Annotated in this window: 21 protein-coding genes; 7 read left to right on the top strand and 14 right to left on the bottom strand. The window is 60.9% G+C overall.

Features of this window, described 5'->3' with window-relative positions; all coding sequences use genetic code 11:
* Positions 1-47 precede the first annotated feature (47 nt).
* The gene (locus M1B34_RS07775; protein WP_123328490.1) at positions 48-365 is read right to left on the bottom strand and encodes a PepSY domain-containing protein; all 318 of its coding nucleotides are present in this window, start codon (positions 363-365) and stop codon (positions 48-50) included.
* A gap of 151 nt (positions 366-516) precedes the next feature.
* Here M1B34_RS07775 and M1B34_RS07770 point away from each other — a divergent pair, with 151 nt between their 5' ends.
* Complete coding sequence (locus M1B34_RS07770) at positions 517-1,404, top strand: sterol desaturase family protein (RefSeq protein WP_268264791.1); 888 nt, start codon at positions 517-519, stop codon at positions 1,402-1,404.
* A 1-nt stretch (position 1,405) separates the two neighbouring features.
* Here M1B34_RS07770 and M1B34_RS07765 read toward each other — a convergent pair whose 3' ends face one another.
* Both M1B34_RS07765 and M1B34_RS07760 read right to left on the bottom strand, forming a co-directional pair.
* The gene (locus M1B34_RS07765) at positions 1,406-2,086 is read right to left on the bottom strand and encodes a helix-turn-helix domain-containing protein (protein WP_268264790.1); all 681 of its coding nucleotides are present in this window, start codon (positions 2,084-2,086) and stop codon (positions 1,406-1,408) included.
* A gap of 2 nt (positions 2,087-2,088) precedes the next feature.
* A complete protein-coding gene (locus M1B34_RS07760) occupies positions 2,089-3,216 on the bottom strand; it encodes a glycerophosphodiester phosphodiesterase (RefSeq protein WP_268264789.1) in 1,128 nt (375 codons plus the stop codon).
* Between the two features lie 244 nt (positions 3,217-3,460).
* Between M1B34_RS07760 and M1B34_RS07755 the strand changes: the two genes are divergently transcribed.
* On the top strand, positions 3,461-3,796 hold the full coding sequence (locus M1B34_RS07755) for a DUF2025 family protein (RefSeq protein WP_123328486.1): 336 nt from the start codon (positions 3,461-3,463) through the stop codon (positions 3,794-3,796).
* 103 nt (positions 3,797-3,899) lie between these two features.
* Positions 3,900-5,429, top strand: coding sequence for a cryptochrome/photolyase family protein (locus M1B34_RS07750; RefSeq protein WP_268264788.1), 1,530 nt, complete (start codon positions 3,900-3,902; stop codon positions 5,427-5,429).
* On the opposite strand, the gene M1B34_RS07745 is transcribed toward M1B34_RS07750, so the two are convergent.
* Both M1B34_RS07745 and M1B34_RS07740 read right to left on the bottom strand, forming a co-directional pair.
* Positions 5,426-5,749: an antibiotic biosynthesis monooxygenase family protein gene (locus M1B34_RS07745; protein WP_268261685.1), complete on the bottom strand. Its 324-nt coding sequence runs from the start codon at positions 5,747-5,749 to the stop codon at positions 5,426-5,428. The two genes, M1B34_RS07750 and M1B34_RS07745, sit on opposite strands and share 4 nt — an antisense overlap.
* On the bottom strand, positions 5,749-6,465 hold the full coding sequence (locus tag M1B34_RS07740) for a CTP synthase C-terminal region-related (seleno)protein (protein ID WP_268264787.1): 717 nt from the start codon (positions 6,463-6,465) through the stop codon (positions 5,749-5,751). The genes M1B34_RS07745 and M1B34_RS07740 overlap by 1 nt, the downstream gene beginning before the upstream one ends.
* 24 nt (positions 6,466-6,489) lie before the next feature.
* On the opposite strand from M1B34_RS07740, the gene M1B34_RS07735 reads away from it, so the two are divergent.
* A complete protein-coding gene (locus M1B34_RS07735) occupies positions 6,490-7,428 on the top strand; it encodes a LysR family transcriptional regulator (protein ID WP_185039090.1) in 939 nt (312 codons plus the stop codon).
* Between the two features lie 3 nt (positions 7,429-7,431).
* Here the strand turns inward: M1B34_RS07735 and M1B34_RS07730 are convergent, their stop codons facing one another.
* From M1B34_RS07730 to M1B34_RS07715, 4 genes are all read right to left on the bottom strand, one after another.
* Entirely contained in the window at positions 7,432-7,971 is a 540-nt protein-coding gene (locus tag M1B34_RS07730) for a DUF1003 domain-containing protein (protein ID WP_268261683.1), read from the bottom strand.
* 86 nt (positions 7,972-8,057) lie between these two features.
* Complete coding sequence (locus tag M1B34_RS07725) at positions 8,058-9,377, bottom strand: methyl-accepting chemotaxis protein (protein WP_123328481.1); 1,320 nt, start codon at positions 9,375-9,377, stop codon at positions 8,058-8,060.
* 373 nt (positions 9,378-9,750) lie between these two features.
* Positions 9,751-10,812 carry a diguanylate cyclase gene (locus tag M1B34_RS07720; protein WP_123328809.1) on the bottom strand — a complete coding sequence of 354 codons (1,062 nt, stop codon included), beginning with the start codon at positions 10,810-10,812 and terminating at the stop codon, positions 9,751-9,753.
* 228 nt (positions 10,813-11,040) lie between these two features.
* Positions 11,041-11,649 carry a TetR/AcrR family transcriptional regulator gene (locus M1B34_RS07715; protein WP_123328480.1) on the bottom strand — a complete coding sequence of 203 codons (609 nt, stop codon included), beginning with the start codon at positions 11,647-11,649 and terminating at the stop codon, positions 11,041-11,043.
* 214 nt (positions 11,650-11,863) lie between these two features.
* On the opposite strand from M1B34_RS07715, the gene M1B34_RS07710 reads away from it, so the two are divergent.
* Positions 11,864-12,928, top strand: a complete 1,065-nt coding sequence (locus tag M1B34_RS07710) for an MBL fold metallo-hydrolase (RefSeq protein WP_123328479.1) — start codon at positions 11,864-11,866, stop codon at positions 12,926-12,928.
* A 249-nt stretch (positions 12,929-13,177) separates the two neighbouring features.
* Here the strand turns inward: M1B34_RS07710 and M1B34_RS07705 are convergent, their stop codons facing one another.
* Entirely contained in the window at positions 13,178-13,495 is a 318-nt protein-coding gene (locus M1B34_RS07705) for an XRE family transcriptional regulator (protein ID WP_123328477.1), read from the bottom strand.
* Positions 13,496-13,624: 129 nt separating this feature from the next.
* Positions 13,625-14,395, bottom strand: coding sequence for an AraC family transcriptional regulator (locus M1B34_RS07700; RefSeq protein WP_123328476.1), 771 nt, complete (start codon positions 14,393-14,395; stop codon positions 13,625-13,627).
* Between the two features lie 113 nt (positions 14,396-14,508).
* Between M1B34_RS07700 and M1B34_RS07695 the strand changes: the two genes are divergently transcribed.
* On the top strand, positions 14,509-15,324 hold the full coding sequence (locus tag M1B34_RS07695) for a sulfite exporter TauE/SafE family protein (RefSeq protein WP_268264786.1): 816 nt from the start codon (positions 14,509-14,511) through the stop codon (positions 15,322-15,324).
* Positions 15,325-15,438: 114 nt separating this feature from the next.
* Positions 15,439-16,641, top strand: a complete 1,203-nt coding sequence (locus tag M1B34_RS07690) for a hypothetical protein (protein ID WP_268264785.1) — start codon at positions 15,439-15,441, stop codon at positions 16,639-16,641.
* A 3-nt stretch (positions 16,642-16,644) separates the two neighbouring features.
* On the opposite strand, the gene M1B34_RS07685 is transcribed toward M1B34_RS07690, so the two are convergent.
* The 3 genes from M1B34_RS07685 to M1B34_RS07675 all read right to left on the bottom strand — a co-directional run bounded on the left by M1B34_RS07685 (position 16,645) and on the right by M1B34_RS07675 (position 20,266).
* Positions 16,645-17,625, bottom strand: coding sequence for a hypothetical protein (locus tag M1B34_RS07685; protein ID WP_123328473.1), 981 nt, complete (start codon positions 17,623-17,625; stop codon positions 16,645-16,647).
* A 398-nt stretch (positions 17,626-18,023) separates the two neighbouring features.
* The gene (locus tag M1B34_RS07680; protein ID WP_123328472.1) at positions 18,024-19,271 is read right to left on the bottom strand and encodes a ribonucleotide-diphosphate reductase subunit beta; all 1,248 of its coding nucleotides are present in this window, start codon (positions 19,269-19,271) and stop codon (positions 18,024-18,026) included.
* Positions 19,272-20,002: 731 nt separating this feature from the next.
* A complete protein-coding gene (locus M1B34_RS07675; RefSeq protein ID WP_123328471.1) occupies positions 20,003-20,266 on the bottom strand; it encodes a DUF2790 domain-containing protein in 264 nt (87 codons plus the stop codon).
* Between the last annotated feature and the right edge of the window lie 92 nt (positions 20,267-20,358).

Below are 20,358 nucleotides of genomic sequence, written 5' to 3'. Positions count from 1 at the left end.
AAAAACGCCGCGCGACCTTGGGGTCGCGCGGCGTTTTTGTGTGGGGGTTACTTGTCTTGCTTGTTGCTCAGGACTTTGCCGGTCTTGGCGTCCAGGTCCACGTCCCATTCCACGCCTTTGGTGTCACGCAGTTCGACTTGGTAGACGTAGGTGCCAGCAGCGGTCTGCTCCAGCTCGGTGTCGGTGATATTGGTCGCGGTGGTGCCTGGGTGCTGGGCCAGGGCGGCCTGGTTGAGTTTTTCCAGGTCCATGATGCTGCCGGCTTTGAGCAGGCCAGGGATCAAGTCCGGGCGAACGTCGGCTTGGGCCAGGCCGGCAGTCAGGGTCAGGGCAGTGGCAGCGAACAGGGCAGTGAGCTTTTTCATGTCTTGATTCCTTGGGTGAGCTGTTTAAGTGGCCTCAGGTTAACCAGCCGAACTTAATTCACCCTTAATTACGCGGACGCTTTGCGCCGTTTGTTCAATCGCCGCTTATTCACCGGGCGGCAAGCTGGCGCCTCAATCAATGGAGGCGGTTATGCGGTGGATCATCAAAGTGCTGTACGGGCCGTTGTTCTGGGGCGGTTTTATCGGCGCCGGAATTTGTTGGGTGGGCGAGCGCGGGGCATCGGCGGGGTGGCTGCTGGCACTGTTCGCGCTGGCGCTCGGGGTGTCGTTTCTGGCCGAGTGGTGGCTGCCTTATGAGCCCGCTTGGAACCGTGCTCGCCAGGATCGCCGGCGCGATGCGCTGCACGCCTTGGTCAATGAGAGCCTGAATGCCTTGGGCCTGTTGCTGTTGCCGGTAATGGTCAGCCTGCTGGCGGTGGATGGCCTGTGGCCCCGGCAATGGCCGTTGTGGGGGCAGTTGTTGCTGGCAATCGTGGTGGCCGATTGTGGCATCACCCTGGCCCATTACTTCAGTCACCGGCTGCCCTGGCTCTGGCGCCTGCACGCGGTGCACCACAGCGTGCAACGGCTGTACGGGTTCAACGGTTTGATGAAGCATCCCCTGCACCAGGCCGTGGAAGCGTCCGCCGGCTTTTTGCCGTTACTGGTGCTGGGCATTCCCCTATCGGTGGCCGAGTTGCTGGCCTGGGCCATTGCCGTCCAGCTGTTGTTGCAGCATTCCAATGTCGATATGCGCCTGGGGCCTTTGCGCTGGGTCTTTGCCTGGGCCCCGGTGCATCGCTTTCATCACATGAAGTACGGCAAGGCCGGCGATGTGAATTTCGCCTTGTTCTTCACTTTTTGGGACTGGCTGTTGGGCACGGCCTTCCACAGTGCCGAGTACCCCATTCGCGACGGCGACCTGGGCATTGGCAGCCGCCCGGACTTTCCACGGGATTACCGGGCGCAGTTGTGTGATCCATTCCTGGCGGTGACGTTGAGCGATGAGCCACCGGTGCCTAAGCCACTGCGCTCCTGAGTCAATCCAGTACGCGCAGTTCAAGACCTTGCAGGGCTTGCCCGGCCGTGACGCCGAACAGGCTCTTGAGGGTCCGGGAGAAGTGCGCCGAGTCGGCAAACCCGGCGCCATGGGCGGCCTCGGTGACCCGCTGCCCGGTCAGTACCAGGGCCATCGCCAGGCGCAGGCGTCGCCACAGCACCAGGCGCCGCACGGGCAGGCCCACGTCCCGGGCGAACAGGCGTTCCAGCTGGCTCAGGGAGAGGTGGGCCCGGGCCGCCAGGGTCGCCGCGGGGACCTTGTCTGTCAGGGCGTTATCCAGGGCCATCAGTGCCAGGCTGACCCGGCTGTCACTGAGGGGCTGGCGCGGGCATTGGCGCAGGGCCGCTTCCAGGCCCGGCAACGAACATTCGGCGCCCTGCAGATGCCTGTGCAAGGTGCCGCCATTCAGCAGCCGTGGTTCGGCGTAGACACTCAATACCTCGCCGGGGGCCTCGACAATGGCATGCCTCCGCAAGCTTTCAATCAACAGCCAGTGGGTGGTTTGCACCACGCCATCGAGGCTGAGGGTGACCGGCTGCTCGGGCGCAATCAGTACTTGATGGGCGTAGTGGGCATGGGCCGCGGTGGGCCCCAGGGTGCCTTGCAGCAGGGCGTAGTCAGGCCCCAGCCACAACCGGCCGCGCCACTGTTGCAGGGCCATCCTCAGTAGCCGTTGGCGTCAAGCACTTGGGCCACGCTGCGGCTGGGCGGGCGCTTGAGGTAGGTCAGCAACTCCGCGCTGCGGTTGCTGAAGATGCCGTCGACACCGGCGTCCAGCACCTGCTTGAAGTCCACCGGCTCATCGACGGTGTAGGCGTGCACCAGCAGGCCCTGTTCGTGGGTGTATTGATTCATCCAGGGTTGCACCAGGTCCGCGTAGCTCTGGTCGCCACCCTGGCGCAGGGCCACGGAAGGGCCGGTACCGACGGCGCCCTGGGCCTTGGCGTAGTCGACCCACTGTTGGAACGCGGCGCGGTCCTTGGGTTGTTGCTTGGCGTAATAGTGGGCTTTGTCAGGCTCGCCACTGTCGGCGAACTTGACCTTGGACAGCGGTTCGATGCTGCCTTCAGCCACCCACAGCAGCAACACGGCGGGCACGTTGGGCATGGCCTGGCGCAGCAGTTCCAGACTGTGCTTGTCGAAGGTCTGCAACACCACACGGCCCTTGCCCTCGCCGATGGCCTGCTGGCCTTTTTCCGAAGGGACGCCGGAGGTGTTCAGCCAGCCACGTTCCTGCAGCTTGGCCTTGAGGTCTTGCTCGATGCCCGGGAAATGGCTGGGGCCCTTGGTCTCGATATACAGCCCGGGTTTGTGCTGCGGATTGCCCTGGGCGATATCGATCACTTCATCCAGGGTCAGGATCTGCAGGCCGACATAACTGGGGCGGGCGCGTTGTGGATAGGCCTGGTTGAACCAACTGCCAGCGTCGAGGGTTTTCAGTTCGGCCAGGGTAAAGGCGCTGACGGAGCTGTTCTTGCGCTCGGGAAACTTGCTGGCTACGTCGCTGGTGCGCAGCAGGTTGTCGTCATGCAGGGCCAGCAGCACACCATCCTTGCTGCGTTGCAGGTCCAGCTCCAAATAGTCGGCCCCCAGGTCTCGGGCCAGTTTGTAGGCCGCTGCAGTGGATTCCGGTGCATCGTAGGACGCGCCGCGGTGGGCGATCACCGCCGGGTAGGCGATGCCATGGCTGGCGGCCACGGCCTTGGGATCGGGCGCACTGGCGGCCTGGGTTTGGCTGGCGGCAAGCAGCAGGCTCAGCAGCAGGGCGTTCAGGGAAAAGGTCGCGGGCATCTTCGAGTTCCTTTCGGGGCCGGGGGAGCGTTCTCTTTTATCAATAGGCAACGCCTTACGCTATCGCCATAGCGCCATGGCTGTGTGTCAAAAAAATTATTCGGGCGTTTTTTTCCTCGGCTTTGCAGTAGTCTTGGCCCCTGCAGTTTCCCCATCAGAGGGAAACCCCATAAGCATCTGTGCCCTCTGCCAAGCGTGTAAACCATTGACCACCTGTCCTGCGGGACCTTGAGTGAGGTTTACCATGCGCATTACGTCCGAACTTATCTGTCAGGCCGCCGACCAGCTTCAGGGTTTTGTCGGGTTCAACCGCAAGACCGGCAAGCACATTGTGCGTTTCAGCGAAGACTCCTTCGGCATGGACGTCGCCGACGACGCCATCATTCCCACCAGCGAATTCGTCTGGGCCCCGGCCACCGACCAGACCATGACCCTCAAGCGCGAGCTCATCCAGTTGCTGCTGGAGCAGAACATCGACGATCGGATTCACATCACCGAGCCGCTGCGGGTGTACATGCGTCGCACTGACGTACCGGAGATCTGTGCCGTGCGCAGCCTGGTGGCCACCGCACGCAGCTGATCCTCAGGCCGGTGGACGGGCGCGGGCTGGGCAGCATTGTCGCTGCCGGCCTGCAGCCACGTGTGGCATTCTGCACCTTTGCGTATCAACCCTCCGGCCTGCCATGACCCTTTTGCGACTGATCCTCGGCGATCAACTCAACCCGCTGCACAGCTGGTTTCGCCAACCGTGCGCGGAGGCGATTCACGTGCTGATGGAGGTGCGCCAGGAGACCGATTACGTCCTGCATCACGGGCAGAAGGTCCTGGCGATCTTTGCCGCCATGCGTGACTTTGCCGCGAGCCTGGAGGCCGCCGGGCATCGCGTCTGTTACCTGAAGATCGACGACCCGGACAACACCCAGTGCCTGACCCGCAACCTGGATGCCCTGTTGGCGCGGCACGGGGCCAGCCACTTCGAGTACCAGGCCCCGGATGAATGGCGCCTGGACCAGCAATTACTGGGTTACTGCGAGGCCCTGGCCATCCCCTCGACGATGGTCGACAGCGAGCACTTCTACACCGCCCGTGAGCAGGCGCAGTTGATCTTCGCCGGGCGCGAGCACTGGTTGATGGAGCACTTCTATCGCACGCTGCGGGTGGTCGAAGGCGTGCTGCTGGACCCTGAGCGCAAGCCCCTGGGCGGCCAGTGGAATTACGACCATGACAACCGCCAGGCGTGGCCCGGGATGCCGTTCGAATCAGCGGACAGTCGCCCGCGGCATGACCATTCCCTGCTGTGGCAGAGCATTCAGGCCGCAGGGGTCAAGAGCTTTGGCAGCGTAGCCGCCGAACAACTGGCCTGGCCGCTGAATCGCGACGAAGCGCTGCAGCAGTTGCAGGGGTTTATCGAGCACGAGCTGAAGCATTTTGGCGAGTTCCAGGACGCCATGAGCAGCCGGGCCTGGCGGTTGTTTCATTCGTTGCTGTCGTTTGCCTTGAACACCAAGATGCTCAACCCCCGGGAAGTGGTGCAGCGGGCCGAAGACGCCTATCACCAGGGCCTGGCACCCTTGGCGTCGGTCGAGGGGTTTATCCGACAGATTCTCGGTTGGCGCGAGTATGTGCGCGGGGTCTATTGGGCGCAGATGCCCGGTTACGAACGCAGCAACGTGTTTGCCCATGACCTGCCGCTGCCGTCATGGTTCTGGACCGGCCAGACCCGCATGCGGTGTTTGGCCCATGCCATCGGCCAGTCGTTGGAGCAGGCCTATGCGCACCATATTCAGCGGCTGATGGTCATCGGCAATTTTGCCCTGCTGGCCGGGCTTGATCCCTATGAGGTGCACCAGTGGTACCTGGGGGTCTACATCGATGCCTTCGAATGGGTCGAGTTGCCCAACACCCTGGGCATGAGCCAGTTTGCCGACGGTGGCCTGCTGGCGACCAAACCCTATGTGTCCAGTGCGGCCTATATCGACCGCATGAGCGATTACTGCCGGGGCTGTCACTACGACAAAAAGGTCCGCATCGGTGAGCGTGCCTGCCCGCTCAATGCGCTGTACTGGGACTTTTTCGCCCGCCACCAGCCGTTGCTCGAAGGCAATCATCGGCTGGGGATGGTGTATCGGCAGTTGGCCAAAATGCCGGACGAGATGCGCGACGCGGTGAGCGCCCAGGCCGACGACCTGCGTCAGCGCCTGGATCAACTCTAGCGTTCGAAGCGATACGCCCGTTCGACTTTGCACACCCGGGTGTGGCAATGGCTGTACCAGTCTGCACGGCCGCGCTCGCGGATGACGCTGTGTTCGGCATGGTGCTTCCAGGCCAGGATCGCTGCTTCGTCACGCCAGTAAGACACGGTGATGCCAAAACCTTGCTCATCGCGGCTGGACTCCGCACCGAGAAACCCCGGTTGCTGGCTGGCCAGTTCGACCATGCGCTGGGCGGCCTGATCGTAGTCCGGGTCGGCGGCGCTGCGTTGTGAGCTGAAGATCACTGCGTAATAAGGGGGGGCGGGTGTGCTGCCGATCATCAGTGTGGCTCCTTGCAAGCGTTGAGCAGGGCGCGCACCAGGGGCGGTACCTTGCCGGCCAAGGCTGCGCGTTCGGGCTGAAACAGGGTCGCGACAAAAAACCGATGGCCCTTGAGCTCGACCGCTCGCAGGTCGCCCGCTGTGTCGTGCCCGGTGGCGACCAGCGCACCGCTCAGCAGCACGTCGGCGAACTGCGGATTGACCCCGTAACGACAGCGATAACCCTCGATGATCTCCAGGCTTTGATAGGCCTCGGCGATGCGGCTGCCGTGCTGCAGACGAATGCTGTCGACGGCTTCCACCAGTGAGCAGCTCAAGGGCGTGAGCAGGGCCCGTTGCGCCTCCGGGTGCAGTTCACCGTGCTCGGCGTCCGCCCAGCCCAGGACATGGCGCGCGTATTCCAGCACCCCATGTTGAAAGCCGCCGCAGGTGCCGAGGAAGGGCCGTTGTTGCTCCCGGGCCACGCGGATTGCCAGTAGCGCGCCATCAAGGTGGCGATAAGGGCTGCCGGGCACACACCAGATGCCATCGAAGCCCTCCAACTGAGCGTCCGCATTCAGGGTATCGGTGCCCAGCCATTGGTAGGTCAGCTCGACCTCGGTGGCGGCCGCGGCCATCTCCAGGGCTTGGGGAATGGCTTGATGGGCGGTGATCTGCGGGTCGTAGTCGCCAATCAGGGCGATGCGAACGTGGGGCTGGGGTCGGTTGGCGTGCATGGAGGCTCCCTGGGGGACGATGGCTTGTTGATTCCTGGTGGCCACTATAAATTGGCGCCCACGCAATCAATATTGGCGTTTATCCAATTGATCAATGCAGCCACGCACTATCAGCTTGACTACCCCGACCTCGTCCTGATTCTTGCCCTGGTGCGCGGCGGGTCACTGGCCCGTGCCGCGGCGCTGCTCAGGGTCGATGTGTCCACGGTGTTTCGCGCGGTACGCCGTCTGGAGGCCGCCCTGGGCCAGCAACTGTTCGATAAGAGCCGGGCGGGCTACCTGCCCACCAGCCTGGCGCAGACTCTGGCGCAACAGGCCGAGCGCGCCGAACAAGCCCTGGAAGCGGCGCGGATCGGTGTGGACCAGGGCGGGGAAATCATCAGTGGCACCGTGCGCCTGACCTGCACCGATTCGGTGTTGCAAGGGTTGCTGCTGCCGGCCCTGGCGCAGTTCATGCCCGGCTACCCGGCGTTGACCGTGGAGCTGTGCACCTCCAACGACTTTGCCAACCTCAGCCGTCGCGACGCCGATATCGCCCTGCGCCTGACTGCCGCGCCACCGGAGCACTTGGTGGGCCGGCGCCTCGGAACCGTGGCTTATCGAGTGTGTGCCAGTGCTGCCTATCGGCAACGGGTCGACTGCACTGATCTGTCTCGCGTGGCCTGGATTGCCCCGGACGATTTTCTGCCCGATCACCCCACGGTGACCTGGCGCCGCAGTCAATGGCCGGGTGTGCGCCCCAGCTACCGCTGCAACAGCATGCAGTCGGTGACCGAGTTGGTGCGTGCGGGCTTGGGGGTGGCTGCGCTGCCGGACTTCCTTATCGGCGGTGGGCTGGAGCCGCTGAGCGAACCCTTGGGCCATGACACCGGGCTGTGGCTGTTGACCCGCCCGGACTGTCGGGCGCTGCGCTCGGTGGTGGCCCTGTTCGACGAACTGGCGCGCCACGTTCGCCTGCCTTGACCCTCAAGCCTGGGGCGGTTCCTTGCGGACAAAGTGCTGATGCATCTCGCTGGTCAGGTTTTCGATGCGTTCGGTCAGTTGCTTGGTCATTTCGGTGAGGCGGGTGTTTTGCTCCAGCAGCTCCAGTAATTGCGCGCTGCTGTGGGCGGCTTGGGCCTGCCGCTCGCTGTTGGCCACGGCCAGGGCTTCGCGGTGTTGCGCATCGGCATCGGCCTGGGCTTTGTCACGGGCGGCCTGGCGGGTCTGTGCCAGCAAAATCAGCGGTGCCGCGTAGGCTGCCTGCAGGCTGAACGCCAGGTTGAGGAGGATAAAGGGGTAGACGTCGAAAGTGGTGACGCCGCTGAGGTTGAGGCCGATCCAGACCAGTACGATCAGGGTCTGGGCCCCGAGAAAGGTCGGCGTGCCAAAGAAGCGGGCGAAGGCTTCGGCCCTCAAAGCGAAGGCGTCGGTGCCGAAGGTGGGGGCCAGGTGGGCGTGGCGGCGATGGAAGCGCAGGTGGTCGACAGCTGGGGCTGGGGTTTCTTCAGGGCGTTTGGTGGTCATGGGGATTTTCTACCGGGCAGACGATCGCGCAACTATAGCGCCACCCCGTGCCGCCGACGCGTTAACCCGCGTCGGCATCCCCTGGCTCAGAGTGCGCCGCGTTCGCTGGCGAACATGCTCACCGCCTGGACGGCGTGGCCGGTGCCTTCGCGTATCTGCAGGATCACGGTACCGGCCTGATCGGCCAGGCCCACGCCTTTGGCCGCCCGGTCGCGGGTGCCGTCCATGCTTTTGATCGCTTGCTGGGTTTCGTTCTGGATCTTCTCGATCATCTCGGAAATTTCCGCCGTCGAACCGCTGGTGCGGGCCGCCAGTTGCCGGACTTCATCGGCTACCACGGCAAAGCCCCGGCCTTGCTCGCCGGCGCGGGCGGCCTCGATGGCGGCATTGAGGGCCAGGAGGTTGGTCTGGTCGGCGATGGAACGGATGGTGTTGACGATCGCGGTGATCTGTTCGGAGCGGTCACCGAGTTTGGCGATCAAGGCCGAGGAGTCTTCGATATTGCTGGCAATGTGGCGCATTTCGCTGGCCGCTTGCTGGATCACCTCGGTGCCTTGTTCGGCCACTTTCCGCGTCTCCATGGAGATGTGGTAGGCCTGGCTGGCGCTGCGGGCGTCCTGCTCGTGCTGTTCCACTCGTTGGGTGACATCCGAGGCGAACTTCACCACTTTGATCAGGCGCCCAGCGGCGTCATACACCGGGTTGTAGTTGGCTTCCAGCCACAGGGTGCGGCCCTGTTTGTCGACACGCTCGAACTGGCCGTTGAACAGCTCGCCCTGATTGAGCCGGCGCCAGAAATCCTGGTAGGCGCTGCTGTTGGCCAGCTCTGGCTTGCAGAATATCCGGTGATGTTTGCCTTGCAGTTCGGCCAGGGTGTAGCCCATGCGATTGAGGAAGTTCTGGTTGGCGCTGATGATGCTGCCGTCGAGGTTGAACTCGATCACCGCCATGGCGCGGTCGATGGCTTGCAGCTTGGCCTTGGCTTCCGTTTCCTGTTGCACCTTGGCGGTGACATCCAGGGCGTATTTGACCACCTTGATGACCTTGCCCGTCGCGTCCTTGATCGGGTTGTAGGTCGCCTCCAGCCAGATTGGTTGCCCGCTGCCGTTGAGCCGTTCGTAGGTGCCCGATTCGAACTGGCCGTTTTGCAGGCGCGTCCAGAGCTGGCGGTACCCATTGCTGCGCACGAACTCGGTGCTGCAAAACTGCTGGTGGGATTGGCCCAGCACCTGTTCGGCGCGGTAGCCCATGGTCTTGAGGAAGTTGTCATTGGCGCGCAGCACTCGGCCCTGTAGATCGAACTCGACGACGGCCATGGAGCGTTCGAGGGCTTCGAGCAGGCCAGCCTGTTGGGCAACGGTGTGCTGCAGGGTTTCGATGGTCTTGTTGTGGCGGTTGAATAGCATGGTGGCTGGTGCTCGGTGGGAAGCGTCGAGTGGGTCCCTATTGAGTGCGCCTGTATGCCAAAAGATCCCGAGGGTCTTGGGCAGGGTCTGCTGGGTGCCAGCGCTCCATGACTGACACTGAACTGGTAGCGGGTATTTCAGCCTTCACGGCACCCGGGCTGAGCCTTGAGGTGTCGTTGGAGGAAGGGCGTCATGTCTACAAATCAATTCAAATTGGGGTGGGTCGGCGGTTCATTCTATGGGGCGATGCCGCTCTTCCAGGAGGGGGGAGCAGTGGCGGCATTATGATGGCTAACACCGTACAAATCTAAATAAACTTGTACAAAAACTGCATTTATCCAGATTTTGTATAAGTTTTTGGCCGGGCAGCGGCTCAGGCAAAGGCGGGCTCAGGGGGCATTGCGGCGCTGGTGATTTTATTGCGCCCGGTGTTTTTTGCCTGGTACAAGGCTTTGTCGGCCTCGTTGAGCCAGTCGGCGGTGTCATTGAAACCCTGCTGAAAGGCTGCCAGGCCGATGCTCAGGCTGACGCGCAACTCGGGAACGTCCGGGTGTCGGTAATGGCTGAAGGCTTCACGCAAGCGCTCCATCACCTCCACTGCCTGCTGCGGGTGCAGGCCGGGCAGGATCACGCAAAATTCGTCGCCACCGTAACGGCCGGCCTGGTCATCCTGGCGCAAGTTGCGCCGCAACTCGCCACTCAACTGGCGCAATACCGCATCGCCGATGATGTGGCCGTAGCTGTCGTTGATCAGCTTGAAGTGATCGACGTCGATCAGGGCGATGCTGGCCTGGGCCTTATGCTCCAGGCACTTGAGGAATTTAATCTGCAGCAGGTCTTTCCAGGAACCGTGGTTGAGCAGGCCGGTGAGGCTGTCGGTGCGACTCAGGGTACTCAAGGTGCGCTTGTGTTCGGACAGTTTCATCGCCAGCCGATAGCAGACCATGCCCAGTGCCAGGGGGTAGAGGGTCAACATCGGCAGGCAGGCGTAGATCTGGATTTGGCTGATTTGGGTGCTGAAGTGCATGCCCAGCAGCGCCCAGGCCGCCAGGACGCCAGTCACCTGGGCAACGGCGCCATGAATCAGCAGGCGTTGTCCACCAGCGGCGACATTGTTCATCGACATCATCGATAGGATGGTCACCGCCGGCAGCGGATTGAACTGAAAGGCCGCGGCCCAGAAACCGCCGCAGAGCGAGTCATACAGCAGGTTGCGCCGTTCAGCCTGGTAGGGCGAGCGCGAACGGATCGACAGTTGGTAAGCTAGGTGTGGCCAGATCAGGCCGTTGAACAGCAGCAGGGCCCAGATCCAGCTGGGCAGGGCAATGGGATAGAGCGCGGCGAAGACACTGATGCCACCGATGCCCAAGCCAATGGTCCTTGGGCGATAGATGCGCCTGGCAAATGACAACCCTTTGCCTTGTTGAATTTCCATAATGTCATGCACCAGATCTGCTTCTGAAACACCTTGTGGTGTTTTATGCGCTATAGCCGTTGATCGGATAAGTCTGGTGAATATTGTCATTTATTCCAAGAAGAATAATCAGTGTCCTTCGAAGCCATTTAACAGTGGGAGGGGCGCTGCGAGGTCGTTTCAGAGCGTTGAGAGGGGCCGTTAAGGGCTAGGGAAGAGGCTTCCTGAAGAGACGGATCGGGCGGGAAATCAAACCTGATAGTGGGACAGAAACATGTCCAGGGCCGACTCGATGACCTGGGTTTGTTCAGCGAGCGGCAGTGTAGGTTGCCCCATGCTGATCTGTGGCCAGAATGCGAATGTCTTGATCAGGCCCTGGAGTTGGTGGGAGGCAAACTCTGCATCCACCGGTTTGAGACGGCCATCGGCCACGGCTGCGCGAATCCAGATGCTCAGTCCTTCTTCGCGCTGGCTCAGGCGCGCCACCATGTTCTGCGCGCGTTCAGGGGAGTGGATGGTGGCGGCGATGGCGACTCGTGCCAGGTCCAGAAAGTTATCGTCCCCCAGCATGCGCAGTTTGGCCTGGAGCAGTGTGTGCAATTGCTCGCGCAGCGGCAGGTCGCTGCGGTACTGGACGTCGGGCTGGGCACAGATGTTGGCCCACAACTTATGCAGGATTTCGGCGAACAGTTCCTCTTTGCTGGGGAAGTGGTTGTACACCGTGCGCTTGGAGACACCGGCGGTGGCGGCGATCTTATCCATGCTGGTGATCTCGAAACCGCTGGCGCGGAATTCGTTGATCGCCGCCTGGATGATGGCTTCGCGTTTACGGTCGGTGAGGCGCTTTGGAGCTGTCATAAGTGAGGTTCGAGTTGGCTGAAGGGGCACTGCAATCGGCAGTTTACTTAGTCTTCTGCTTCATGCAATGTAGAAACTACACTGTGCAGTGTAGTTCTTGATCCGCTCTTCAAATCCAAACAATGACAGTCAACTGATGCTTGCGTGCGTTGGTCTGGACCGTCCCGCAGAGAATTGCCGGAACCGTGTTGAGTTCCTTGGAGTCACTTCAGTCATGGCCACTATCTCGCCCAACGCCGACGGCGCCGCTCGCCTTGAAACCTCGCGCCAGGAACAAGGCGCCTATCGCAACCACGCCCCCGTTCAACATGCAGGTTTCGGCAAAACCCTGCGCATCTTCTGGAACATGATTTTCCACAAGCCGCGCAACACGCGCCCCGCGGGGGCGATCCCGGTGCAGCCTTTGACTCGCGAGCAATTGTCGGCGGCGCCGGATCACAGTGTCTTCCGTCTTGGGCATTCGACGGTGCTGCTGAAGATGCGCGGCAAATTCTGGGTCACCGACCCGGTGTTCGCGGAGCGCGCCTCGCCCGTTCAGTGGGCCGGCCCCAAACGGTTTCACCAACCGCCCATCAGCCTGGAAGAGCTGCCGGCCATCGAGGCGGTGATTTTGTCCCACAACCACTACGACCATTTGGACCGTCGCACTGTGCTGCATCTGGCGGAAAAGGCCCGACACTTCCTCACGCCCCTGGGCGTGGGCGAGACCTTGATCAAGTGGGGCGTCCCCGCGGAAAAGGTCCGGCAACTGGATTGGTGGCAGGGCACGGAGGTCGACGGCATCCGGTTTATTGCGACGCCAGCGCAGCACTTTTCCGGGCGTGGTTTGTTCGATGGCAACAGCACCTTGTGGGCGTCGTGGGTGATGATCGACGGCCCTGTGCGGATCTTTTTCAGTGGGGATACCGGGTACTTCGATGGCTTCAAACGCATCGGCCAGCAATACGGCCCGTTTGATCTGACCCTGATGGAAACCGGTGCCTACAACGTCGAGTGGCCCCACGTGCATATGCAGCCAGAGCAGACCCTGCAGGCCCATATCGACCTCAAGGGCCGCTGGTTGCTGCCGATCCACAACGGCACTTTCGATTTGTCGATGCATGCCTGGTACGAACCCTTTGACCGTATCCTGGCCTTGGCCTGGGAACGCAGCATCGCCATCACCACGCCGCAGATGGGCCAAGCCTTCAGCCTGTCGCAACCCCAGCGCGGCAGCACCTGGTGGCTGAGCGTGGAGGGCGAGGCACAAACCACGTCTCTGGAAACCCAGTCCTCCTGAACCCCCGGTGTTGCGTTGCCGCCCTGTGAGCTTTCCCTGCAGTGAGCAGATTTTCATCGGGGGGGAATCCCACCTTGCCACCCAGACTTTCCAGGCCTGGGTGGCTGTTTACGATGGTGGCGGTCATGGCACCCGCAGCCGGCGCCGCCATGGAACCTGGATCAAGGAACTCAATTGCCAGCTTGCCCGGCTGGTTGCCGCCGATCACTCGGTGCAGCACTGGTTGGAGCCGGTAATGAGCGCTCTGGATCATTCGATCAGGGCGTAATCCGCGCGCTCCATCGGGTTGGGGGTTGCACCTCGCACGTTCATGCCGCGCCCAGGCTCGAAACCGGGGAAGAACACCAGGCCTTCCGCTTCGAAGCAGAAGGCCAGGGCCAGGCGAGTGACATCGCGTACCTCAAAGCCGGCTTCGAAGCGTTGGATGGCTTGCACAGAGACGGTGGATTTTTGGCACAGCTGATCCATGTCCCAACCCAGCAACTGGCGGGCCTGGGCACAGTGCGTCGGGGTGAATTGAAACAGGGCGATACGTTCCAGGGTGATTTTCATCGCGAGCGAGGCCATAGTTTCCTCCGGGAGGATCAAAGGCAGAGTCAATAAAACACTGTTTATTTGTACAGTTGTTTTGACCGCTGATCAAACTCATTTTTGCGGTTTCTATCGACCCTTTGGTGACAAGTTCTTTCCCGAGGATCAGGCCGCGCTGTGCAAGTAGGCCGTGGGCGCCTGCCCCAGTACCCGGCGGAACATCGTCGAAAACGCCGCCGGGCTGTCGTAGCCGAAATCCATAGCGATCCGCGTCACCGCTTCGCCCGCCGCCAGGCGTGCCAGGGCCAGGACCACACAGGCACGTTGGCGCCACTGCACGAAACTCATGCCGGTCTGCTGACGAAACCATCGGTTGAAGGTGCGCAGGCTGGCGTGTAGCTGCTGCGCCCACTGCTGCGGCGATTGATGAATATCCGGCTGCTGCAGGAAAGCTTGGCACAGGGCGAGCAGGCGGGGTTCGGCTGGCAGGGGAATGTGCAGTGGCAGCGGGGTGCTGCGCCCCAACTCATGCAGCAACAGGCTGATCAGCACGCCGTCACGCCCGTGGGTTTCATACTCAAGGGGGATGTCCACCGCTTCCAGCAACAGTTGGCGCATCAGCGGCGAGACATTGAGGACTCGACACGGGGCCTCATTAAACGGCACGGCGTCCGGTTCGATGTACAGGCTGCGGGTGCTCACGCCCAGCATCAGCACCGCATGAGGCACCTGAGGTGCGATCCACACGGCGCGCTGGGGCGGCACCACCCAATTGCCCGCCTCGGTACTCACCTGCATGACCCCGGTGGCCCCATACAGCAATTGTCCGCGGCGATGTTGATGGCGAGGCAGCAGGTGGCCGTCGGGGTAATCCGTGCCGATGGCGACCACCGGGCGCGGTGTCTGGTCGAGCAGGTTGATTGAGGTATTGCGCATGGCCGCGAGCCCCTTGCCATTGGCGTGAACGCGAACATTATTGGCTTATCTGCTAAAGCCGGCCAGGGGCGCGCTGGCTATTGTCCGGGTTCCCCTGTAATGGATGCTGCGTGATGTTCTATCTACTGTTGATGCTTTTTGGCTGCATGACTGGTGTTACCGCGGTGCTCTTCGGTTTTGGTGGCGGTTTTGTGGTGGTGCCGCTGCTTTATCACATGCTGTCGGCCGTCTACGGGGCAGACAGCGCCATTGGCCAGTCGGCGATGCATATCGCGGTCGCCACCTCCACCTGCGTGATGATCGTCAATGCCCTGGTCGCGACCTTGAGGCATCAGCGGGCGGGCCATTTGATCCGGCATTACGTGTGGCCCTTGGCGGGTTACATCGGCGTGGGTTCGGTGTTGGGTGCGATGGCGGCCGTTTGGGTCAGCGGAGAAGTCATCCGTTACGCCTTTATCGCCTACCTCGGCCTGACCATTGCCGACTGCCTACTGCGTCGCGGCTTTCTCGAACCGCTGCACGGCCAGTCGCCACGACGTTTGGGCATGGCCCAGACCCTGGGCGGCGGATTGCTCATCGGCACCGTTGCCACCTTCCTTGGCGTGGGCGGCAGTGTGATGACCGTGCCTTTATTGCGTCGATGCGGGTTGAGCATGACCCAGGCCACCTCCATGGCCAATCCGCTGAGTGTCCCGGTGGCTCTGGCCGGCACCCTGACCTACATGGCCCTGGCCGGGTTCAGCCCTGTCGAGTTGGGCCCCTGGTTTATCGGTTATGTGGATCTGCTGGCGTTTGGCGTGCTGACCTTGGGTTCACTGCTGGGTATTCGCTTGGCGTCGCGCTGGATCGGCGTCCTTGCAGACCGGTTGCACGCACGGGTGTACATCAGCCTGGTGGTGCTGGTGATGTTGAGCATGTGGATCACCTGAGCGAGCCGGATCTGCTCAGCGCCGCGCTCGATTCTGCCGGCCAACCTCGCCATAATCCGGTCGCGCTTTCGCCACGGCGATGCCCGCCAGGCCTCTTCAATCAAGGAACTGTTCATGCTCAAAGGATTGGCCCGTCGGGTGCCGTTGTTGGTTTTGCTGATGCTGTTGCTGCCGTCGAGCCAGGCTGATGAAGCCCTGCAGGTGTTCACCGGAACCCTGGGCAAGATGCCGATTGTGCTGGAGTTGGACCACCGGGATCCGGGTGAGCTGACAGGTCGTTATTTCTATCAGAAGTACCGCCGCGATTTGGGGTTGAGCGGCCGCCTCGAAGGCCAGGCCCTCAGCCTCGACGAGGGCCAGAACCCCTATGGCGATAACTCGCCGCGGCCCCGCCTGACCCTGCAAAAGACTGCCGATGGCTGGCAGGGCCAATGGCGCAGCGCCAAGGGCAAGACCCTTCCGGTTGAATTGGTCGCGGCCCAGGCCGAAGCACCCAAGGCGGATGCCCCGGAGTACCTGGCGCAGCTGTATCGGGGGGATGTCTATGAGTACCTGCGGTTGCAGGGCCTGGTCCTCAAGCAGGGCAAGCAAGAGCGTTTCATGGGGCGCACCCTGCAATGGTGGACCGAGCCGGGCTCCAAACTGTCGATGTTCACCCTCGTCTCGGGTTATACGCCCGCCGAACAACAGCGCATCAATCAGCAACTGCTGGGACGGTTCTGGTACGAAGTGGCCAGTTTCCACGGGTGCATGCTGAGGGCCAGCCGTCTGGGTTTGGGGGAGTATTTTCAAACGGTGAAACCGCAGTTCATGTCGGCGGGGGTGATCAGCCTGAACATCACCACCAGCTATTTCTGCGGCGGTGCCCATCCGGACTTTGGCGATTCACCGCTGAACATCGATGTGCGCAGTGGCGAGCAGTTGTTCCTGAGCGATGTGCTCTGGGTGGGTGAGGGGCGGCCAACGCTGCACGCGGATCGCAATAACCCGGGCGACCCGCCTTCGACTGAGGAGCAGAGCCACGCCAGCTACGAGTATCGGAGCAAAGTCCTGGTACCTTGGCTGATCGCCCGTTGGCGCGAGCTGTACCCCGAGCAGATGCAAACGCCGGCCGCTGATGATGAAGACAGCTGCAACTTTACCGATGAGAGTGTCTGGGGCTATTCCTCGTGGTACTTCACGCCCAAGGGCTTGTACCTGGGCTCCTACTTTGCCCGCGTGCAGCGCTCGTGCGACGGTGCGGACTGGTCGGTACTGCCGTACGCGTTGGTCCGCCAGCACCCGGGGGCAGTGGCGTTGCAGTTGCCTGAGGACTGACGTTTATTGGGTGTTCAGTGCCGGTGCTTCACGGACGATGAAGTGGTCGAGGTTCTCGATATTGGCGCTGAACACGCCGAAAGTCTGCTCGGGGTTCTTCTTGCTGGGCACCTGCTTCAACTCCGGCGTGACCCCATAGAAGAAGCAGTACAAATCCTGTTCGCTGTCGATGGCATGCTTGATCTCCTCAAGAAACGCCTTGCGCTTGCGGTAGCCCTCGATGAGCTTCTTGCTCAGGTAGACATTGACCGAATAGGGCTTCTTTTTGGCGTCGTCCGCGGCCTTGAACCAGACCTTTTGCTCGAAGTCGATGCGAAAGCTCTGGGTGTAGTCCTTGATTTCCTTGATCTTGCCCCAGTAGATCAGCCCCTTGTTGTCCTGCAGGTACTCGATCTTCTTGAAGAAGGTGGCGTAGGACGCACTGTGCTCGCCAATCTTCAGTGGCATGCGCTTGAGCAAGTCTTTGTCGTCGATGTTCGACACGAAGCATTCCACCGGATGGGCAAAGACGCTGGTTTTGTCCGGCGCCCGATCGCTGGTGGGCGCCGCGCTTGCGTTGAAGGAGGACGACTGCGGTTGGAGGGTCGGAGTATCGACGGCCGGCACCGGGCTGCTCGGCTTGCGCACATATTCACGTCGAGCCAGCAACAACTCGGAAGGGAAGTGTTCCTCCCGGTTATCCTCGGCCTCCGCGCCTTCCAGGCCTTCAATCAGGGCGTGGCGAGTGCCATAGGGGCAGCCGTCCACATGCCGGGTGCCGGGAAGGTTCTTGAAGTGCGGGGTGCGGCGATAATTGACGTTCTTGGCATTGAAGGTGCCCAGCCCGTTTTCCGCATCAAAGGCCGCACGGCATTGATCATTGGGGCACTGAAAGCGCTCCTTGGCCGAGTCGAAGCCCTGGGTTTCATCGAAATTCAGATCGCGCACGTCATAGATCGACAGCTTGTCGTCGAGGCTGATGCAGTAGGCGTTGTCGAATTTCATGGCGGCGTAGGTCCTTGTGCGCGAAGGGGCTTTTATAGCGGTTGGGCTTTGTTCGTGCACCGAAATTTTCTCGATTTTGTTAATGCGAGCTTCGGCGCAACAGAACGATAGAGCCGCCCAGTGCGCACTTTGGCAAGCTTGAAGCCGGGATCAGCAACAGTAAAAAACTGACTGTAACAATCAGTGGGAAATGGCTTGGGGATGATTCGAAACCGTACTTGAAGTCAGCCACTCTGATAATTAAAACGTGCTCAAAAGTTGATGACTTGTAAGCCAGGTGCAGGATGAAAAAGTATTGAATGTTTTTTCGCTTCAATAAAAAAGCCCTGAACAGGTCAGGGCTTTTTTAGAGCAATCTATTCAACGGGTGAATAGACAACTTACAGTGGTGTCAGGAATCAATCCCAGCTCAGCGCGCCGCCAGTTTGATACTCGATCACGCGAGTCTCGAAGAAGTTTTTCTCTTTCTTCAAGTCCATGATTTCGCTCATCCATGGGAACGGGTTGGTGGTACCTGGGTACTCTTCTTTCAAGCCGATCTGCGACAGGCGACGGTTGGCGATGAACTTGAGGTAGTCCTCCATCATGGCCGCGTTCATGCCCAGTACGCCGCGCGGCATGGTGTCGCGAGCGTATTCGATTTCCAGTTGGGTGCCCTGGAGGATCATCTGGGTGGCTTCTTCCTTCATCTCGGCATCCCACAGGTGCGGGTTTTCAATCTTGATCTGGTTGATCACGTCGATGCCGAAGTTCAGGTGCATGGATTCGTCGCGCAGGATGTACTGGAACTGCTCGGCGACACCGGTCATTTTGTTGCGGCGACCCATGGACAGGATCTGGGTGAAGCCGCAATAGAAGAAGATGCCTTCCAGAACGCAGTAGTAGGCGATCAGGTTGCGCAGCAGTTCTTTGTCGGTCTCGACGGTGCCGGTTTCGAACTTCGGATCGGAGATCGAACGGGTGTACTTCAGGCCCCAGACGGCTTTCTTCGCGACCGACGGGATCTCGTGGTACATGTTGAAGATCTCGCCTTCATCCATGGCCAACGATTCGATGCAGTACTGGTAAGCGTGGGTGTGGATCGCCTCTTCGAACGCCTGGCGCAGGATGTACTGGCGGCATTCCGGGTTGGTGATCAGGCGGTACACGGCCAGCACCAGGTTGTTGGCAACCAGGGAGTCGGCGGTGGAGAAGAAGCCCAGGTTGCGCATCACGATGCGGCGCTCGTCGTCGGTCAGGCCTTCCGGGTCTTTCCAGAGGGCGATGTCGGCGGTCATGTTGACTTCTTGCGGCATCCAGTGGTTTGCGCAACCGTCCAGGTACTTCTGCCAGGCCCAGTCATATTTGAACGGCACGAGCTGGTTGAGGTCGGCGCGGCAGTTGATCATGCGCTTTTCATCGACAGCTACACGGGCGGAAGCACCTTCCAGCTCGGCCAGGCCTTCGGCCACGTCCAGCTTGTCCAGTGCAGCCTTGGCACGAGCGATGGCCGCAGAGTCGCTGGCGGTCACGGCGCGGGCTTCGAGCGCGGCGGCACCGCCAGCGCTGTCGAGGCGGTCCATGTTGGCTTCAGAAGCATGGCCGGCGTTGGCGCCTTTAACGGCAACTTCGCCTTCTTCTTTGTCGAATTCGTCCCAGCTCAGCATGACGTGTCGTCTCCTGCTTGAGGGCCAGATGCCCGTGTGAAAACAAAAGGGTTGGCTTTTCACACGACCCTACTGGCCGCGTTAGATCTATAAGGAATCGTTTGTTGCAGCAGTGAACGCAGGCAATAAACAGAATGTGTGCACGGGTGTCCTGAAGCGGGTCGTGGGGCGGAACCGAGCGTTTCGGCTCCTGCGGTGGCCCCAGCATGTCTTTCCAGTCCGGTAAGGGAATGTTGCAGGCCCGTTTTGAGGTCGCATTATAGGGATTTTTTTACGTCTGTGGGGTGACCAAGTGGCGCAGGAAGGCTTGGAAAGGGGGGGCATTCAAGGCAAAGCGAGGGTTTACAGGGCTTTGGCTGGTGAAGATTTTTTTTTGCGCTTGGAAATCAGCCGCAGAAAATCCGCTGAAACGCGTGTTTTTACTAGATGTTGTGTTTTCGAGAGGCTTTCGCCGGTTTGAGACACAACTGAAGTTGGCTGGATTAGCGCTCAAATCCCGTGCTTGCCGCGTACTTGGACAGGCTCGCGCGGTGCTGGCGCGATCACCCTGTGTGAGGGCTGAGGGTTTGTCGGGAAGTAGCGTCAGCGAAGCAGGAAGAGGGCAGGGCGTGGCTTGGCATCAGGGGAGGCTCTGGGTTCGTCCCATGGAGGGTCGTTCGCCTGGCATCTTTGCCGCAAGAGCGATTTCTTGCGGCGAGTGTGTGTAAGCCGGCTTGTCACTGGCTGGAATATCAGCCGTTAGAGCAACCGCTGCCCATGACGCGATATTGCAGAATATGCCGTTGGCCATGGGAGTCTTCATATTCCATGCGAGCCGGTACAACTTCACATACATTGGGTACGTCACTCATGGAGACAACTTTGGCGATGTCCAGATCCGTGGAGTAAGTGTATTGCTCGACCGGGGTTTGCTGACTGGCCACATCAGTGGGCGCCTCGTCGGCCATGGCGGTTGCACAAAGACCAGTAAGGGCCAGAACTAATAAAGCTTTCATCTTGAATTCACCTTTTAAGTTCGAGTTGGGTCGCGCAGCCTTTATGGGGCTGCGTGCGGAACTTGAATGGAAGTTTGATTAACTGCCTTCGT

The sequence above is a fragment of the Pseudomonas morbosilactucae genome (genome assembly GCF_023241715.1).
Taxonomy (GTDB): Bacteria; Pseudomonadota; Gammaproteobacteria; order Pseudomonadales; family Pseudomonadaceae; genus Aquipseudomonas; species Aquipseudomonas morbosilactucae.
Note: the sequence above shows the minus strand (reverse complement) of the source record. Positions and strands in the feature narration are given on the sequence as shown.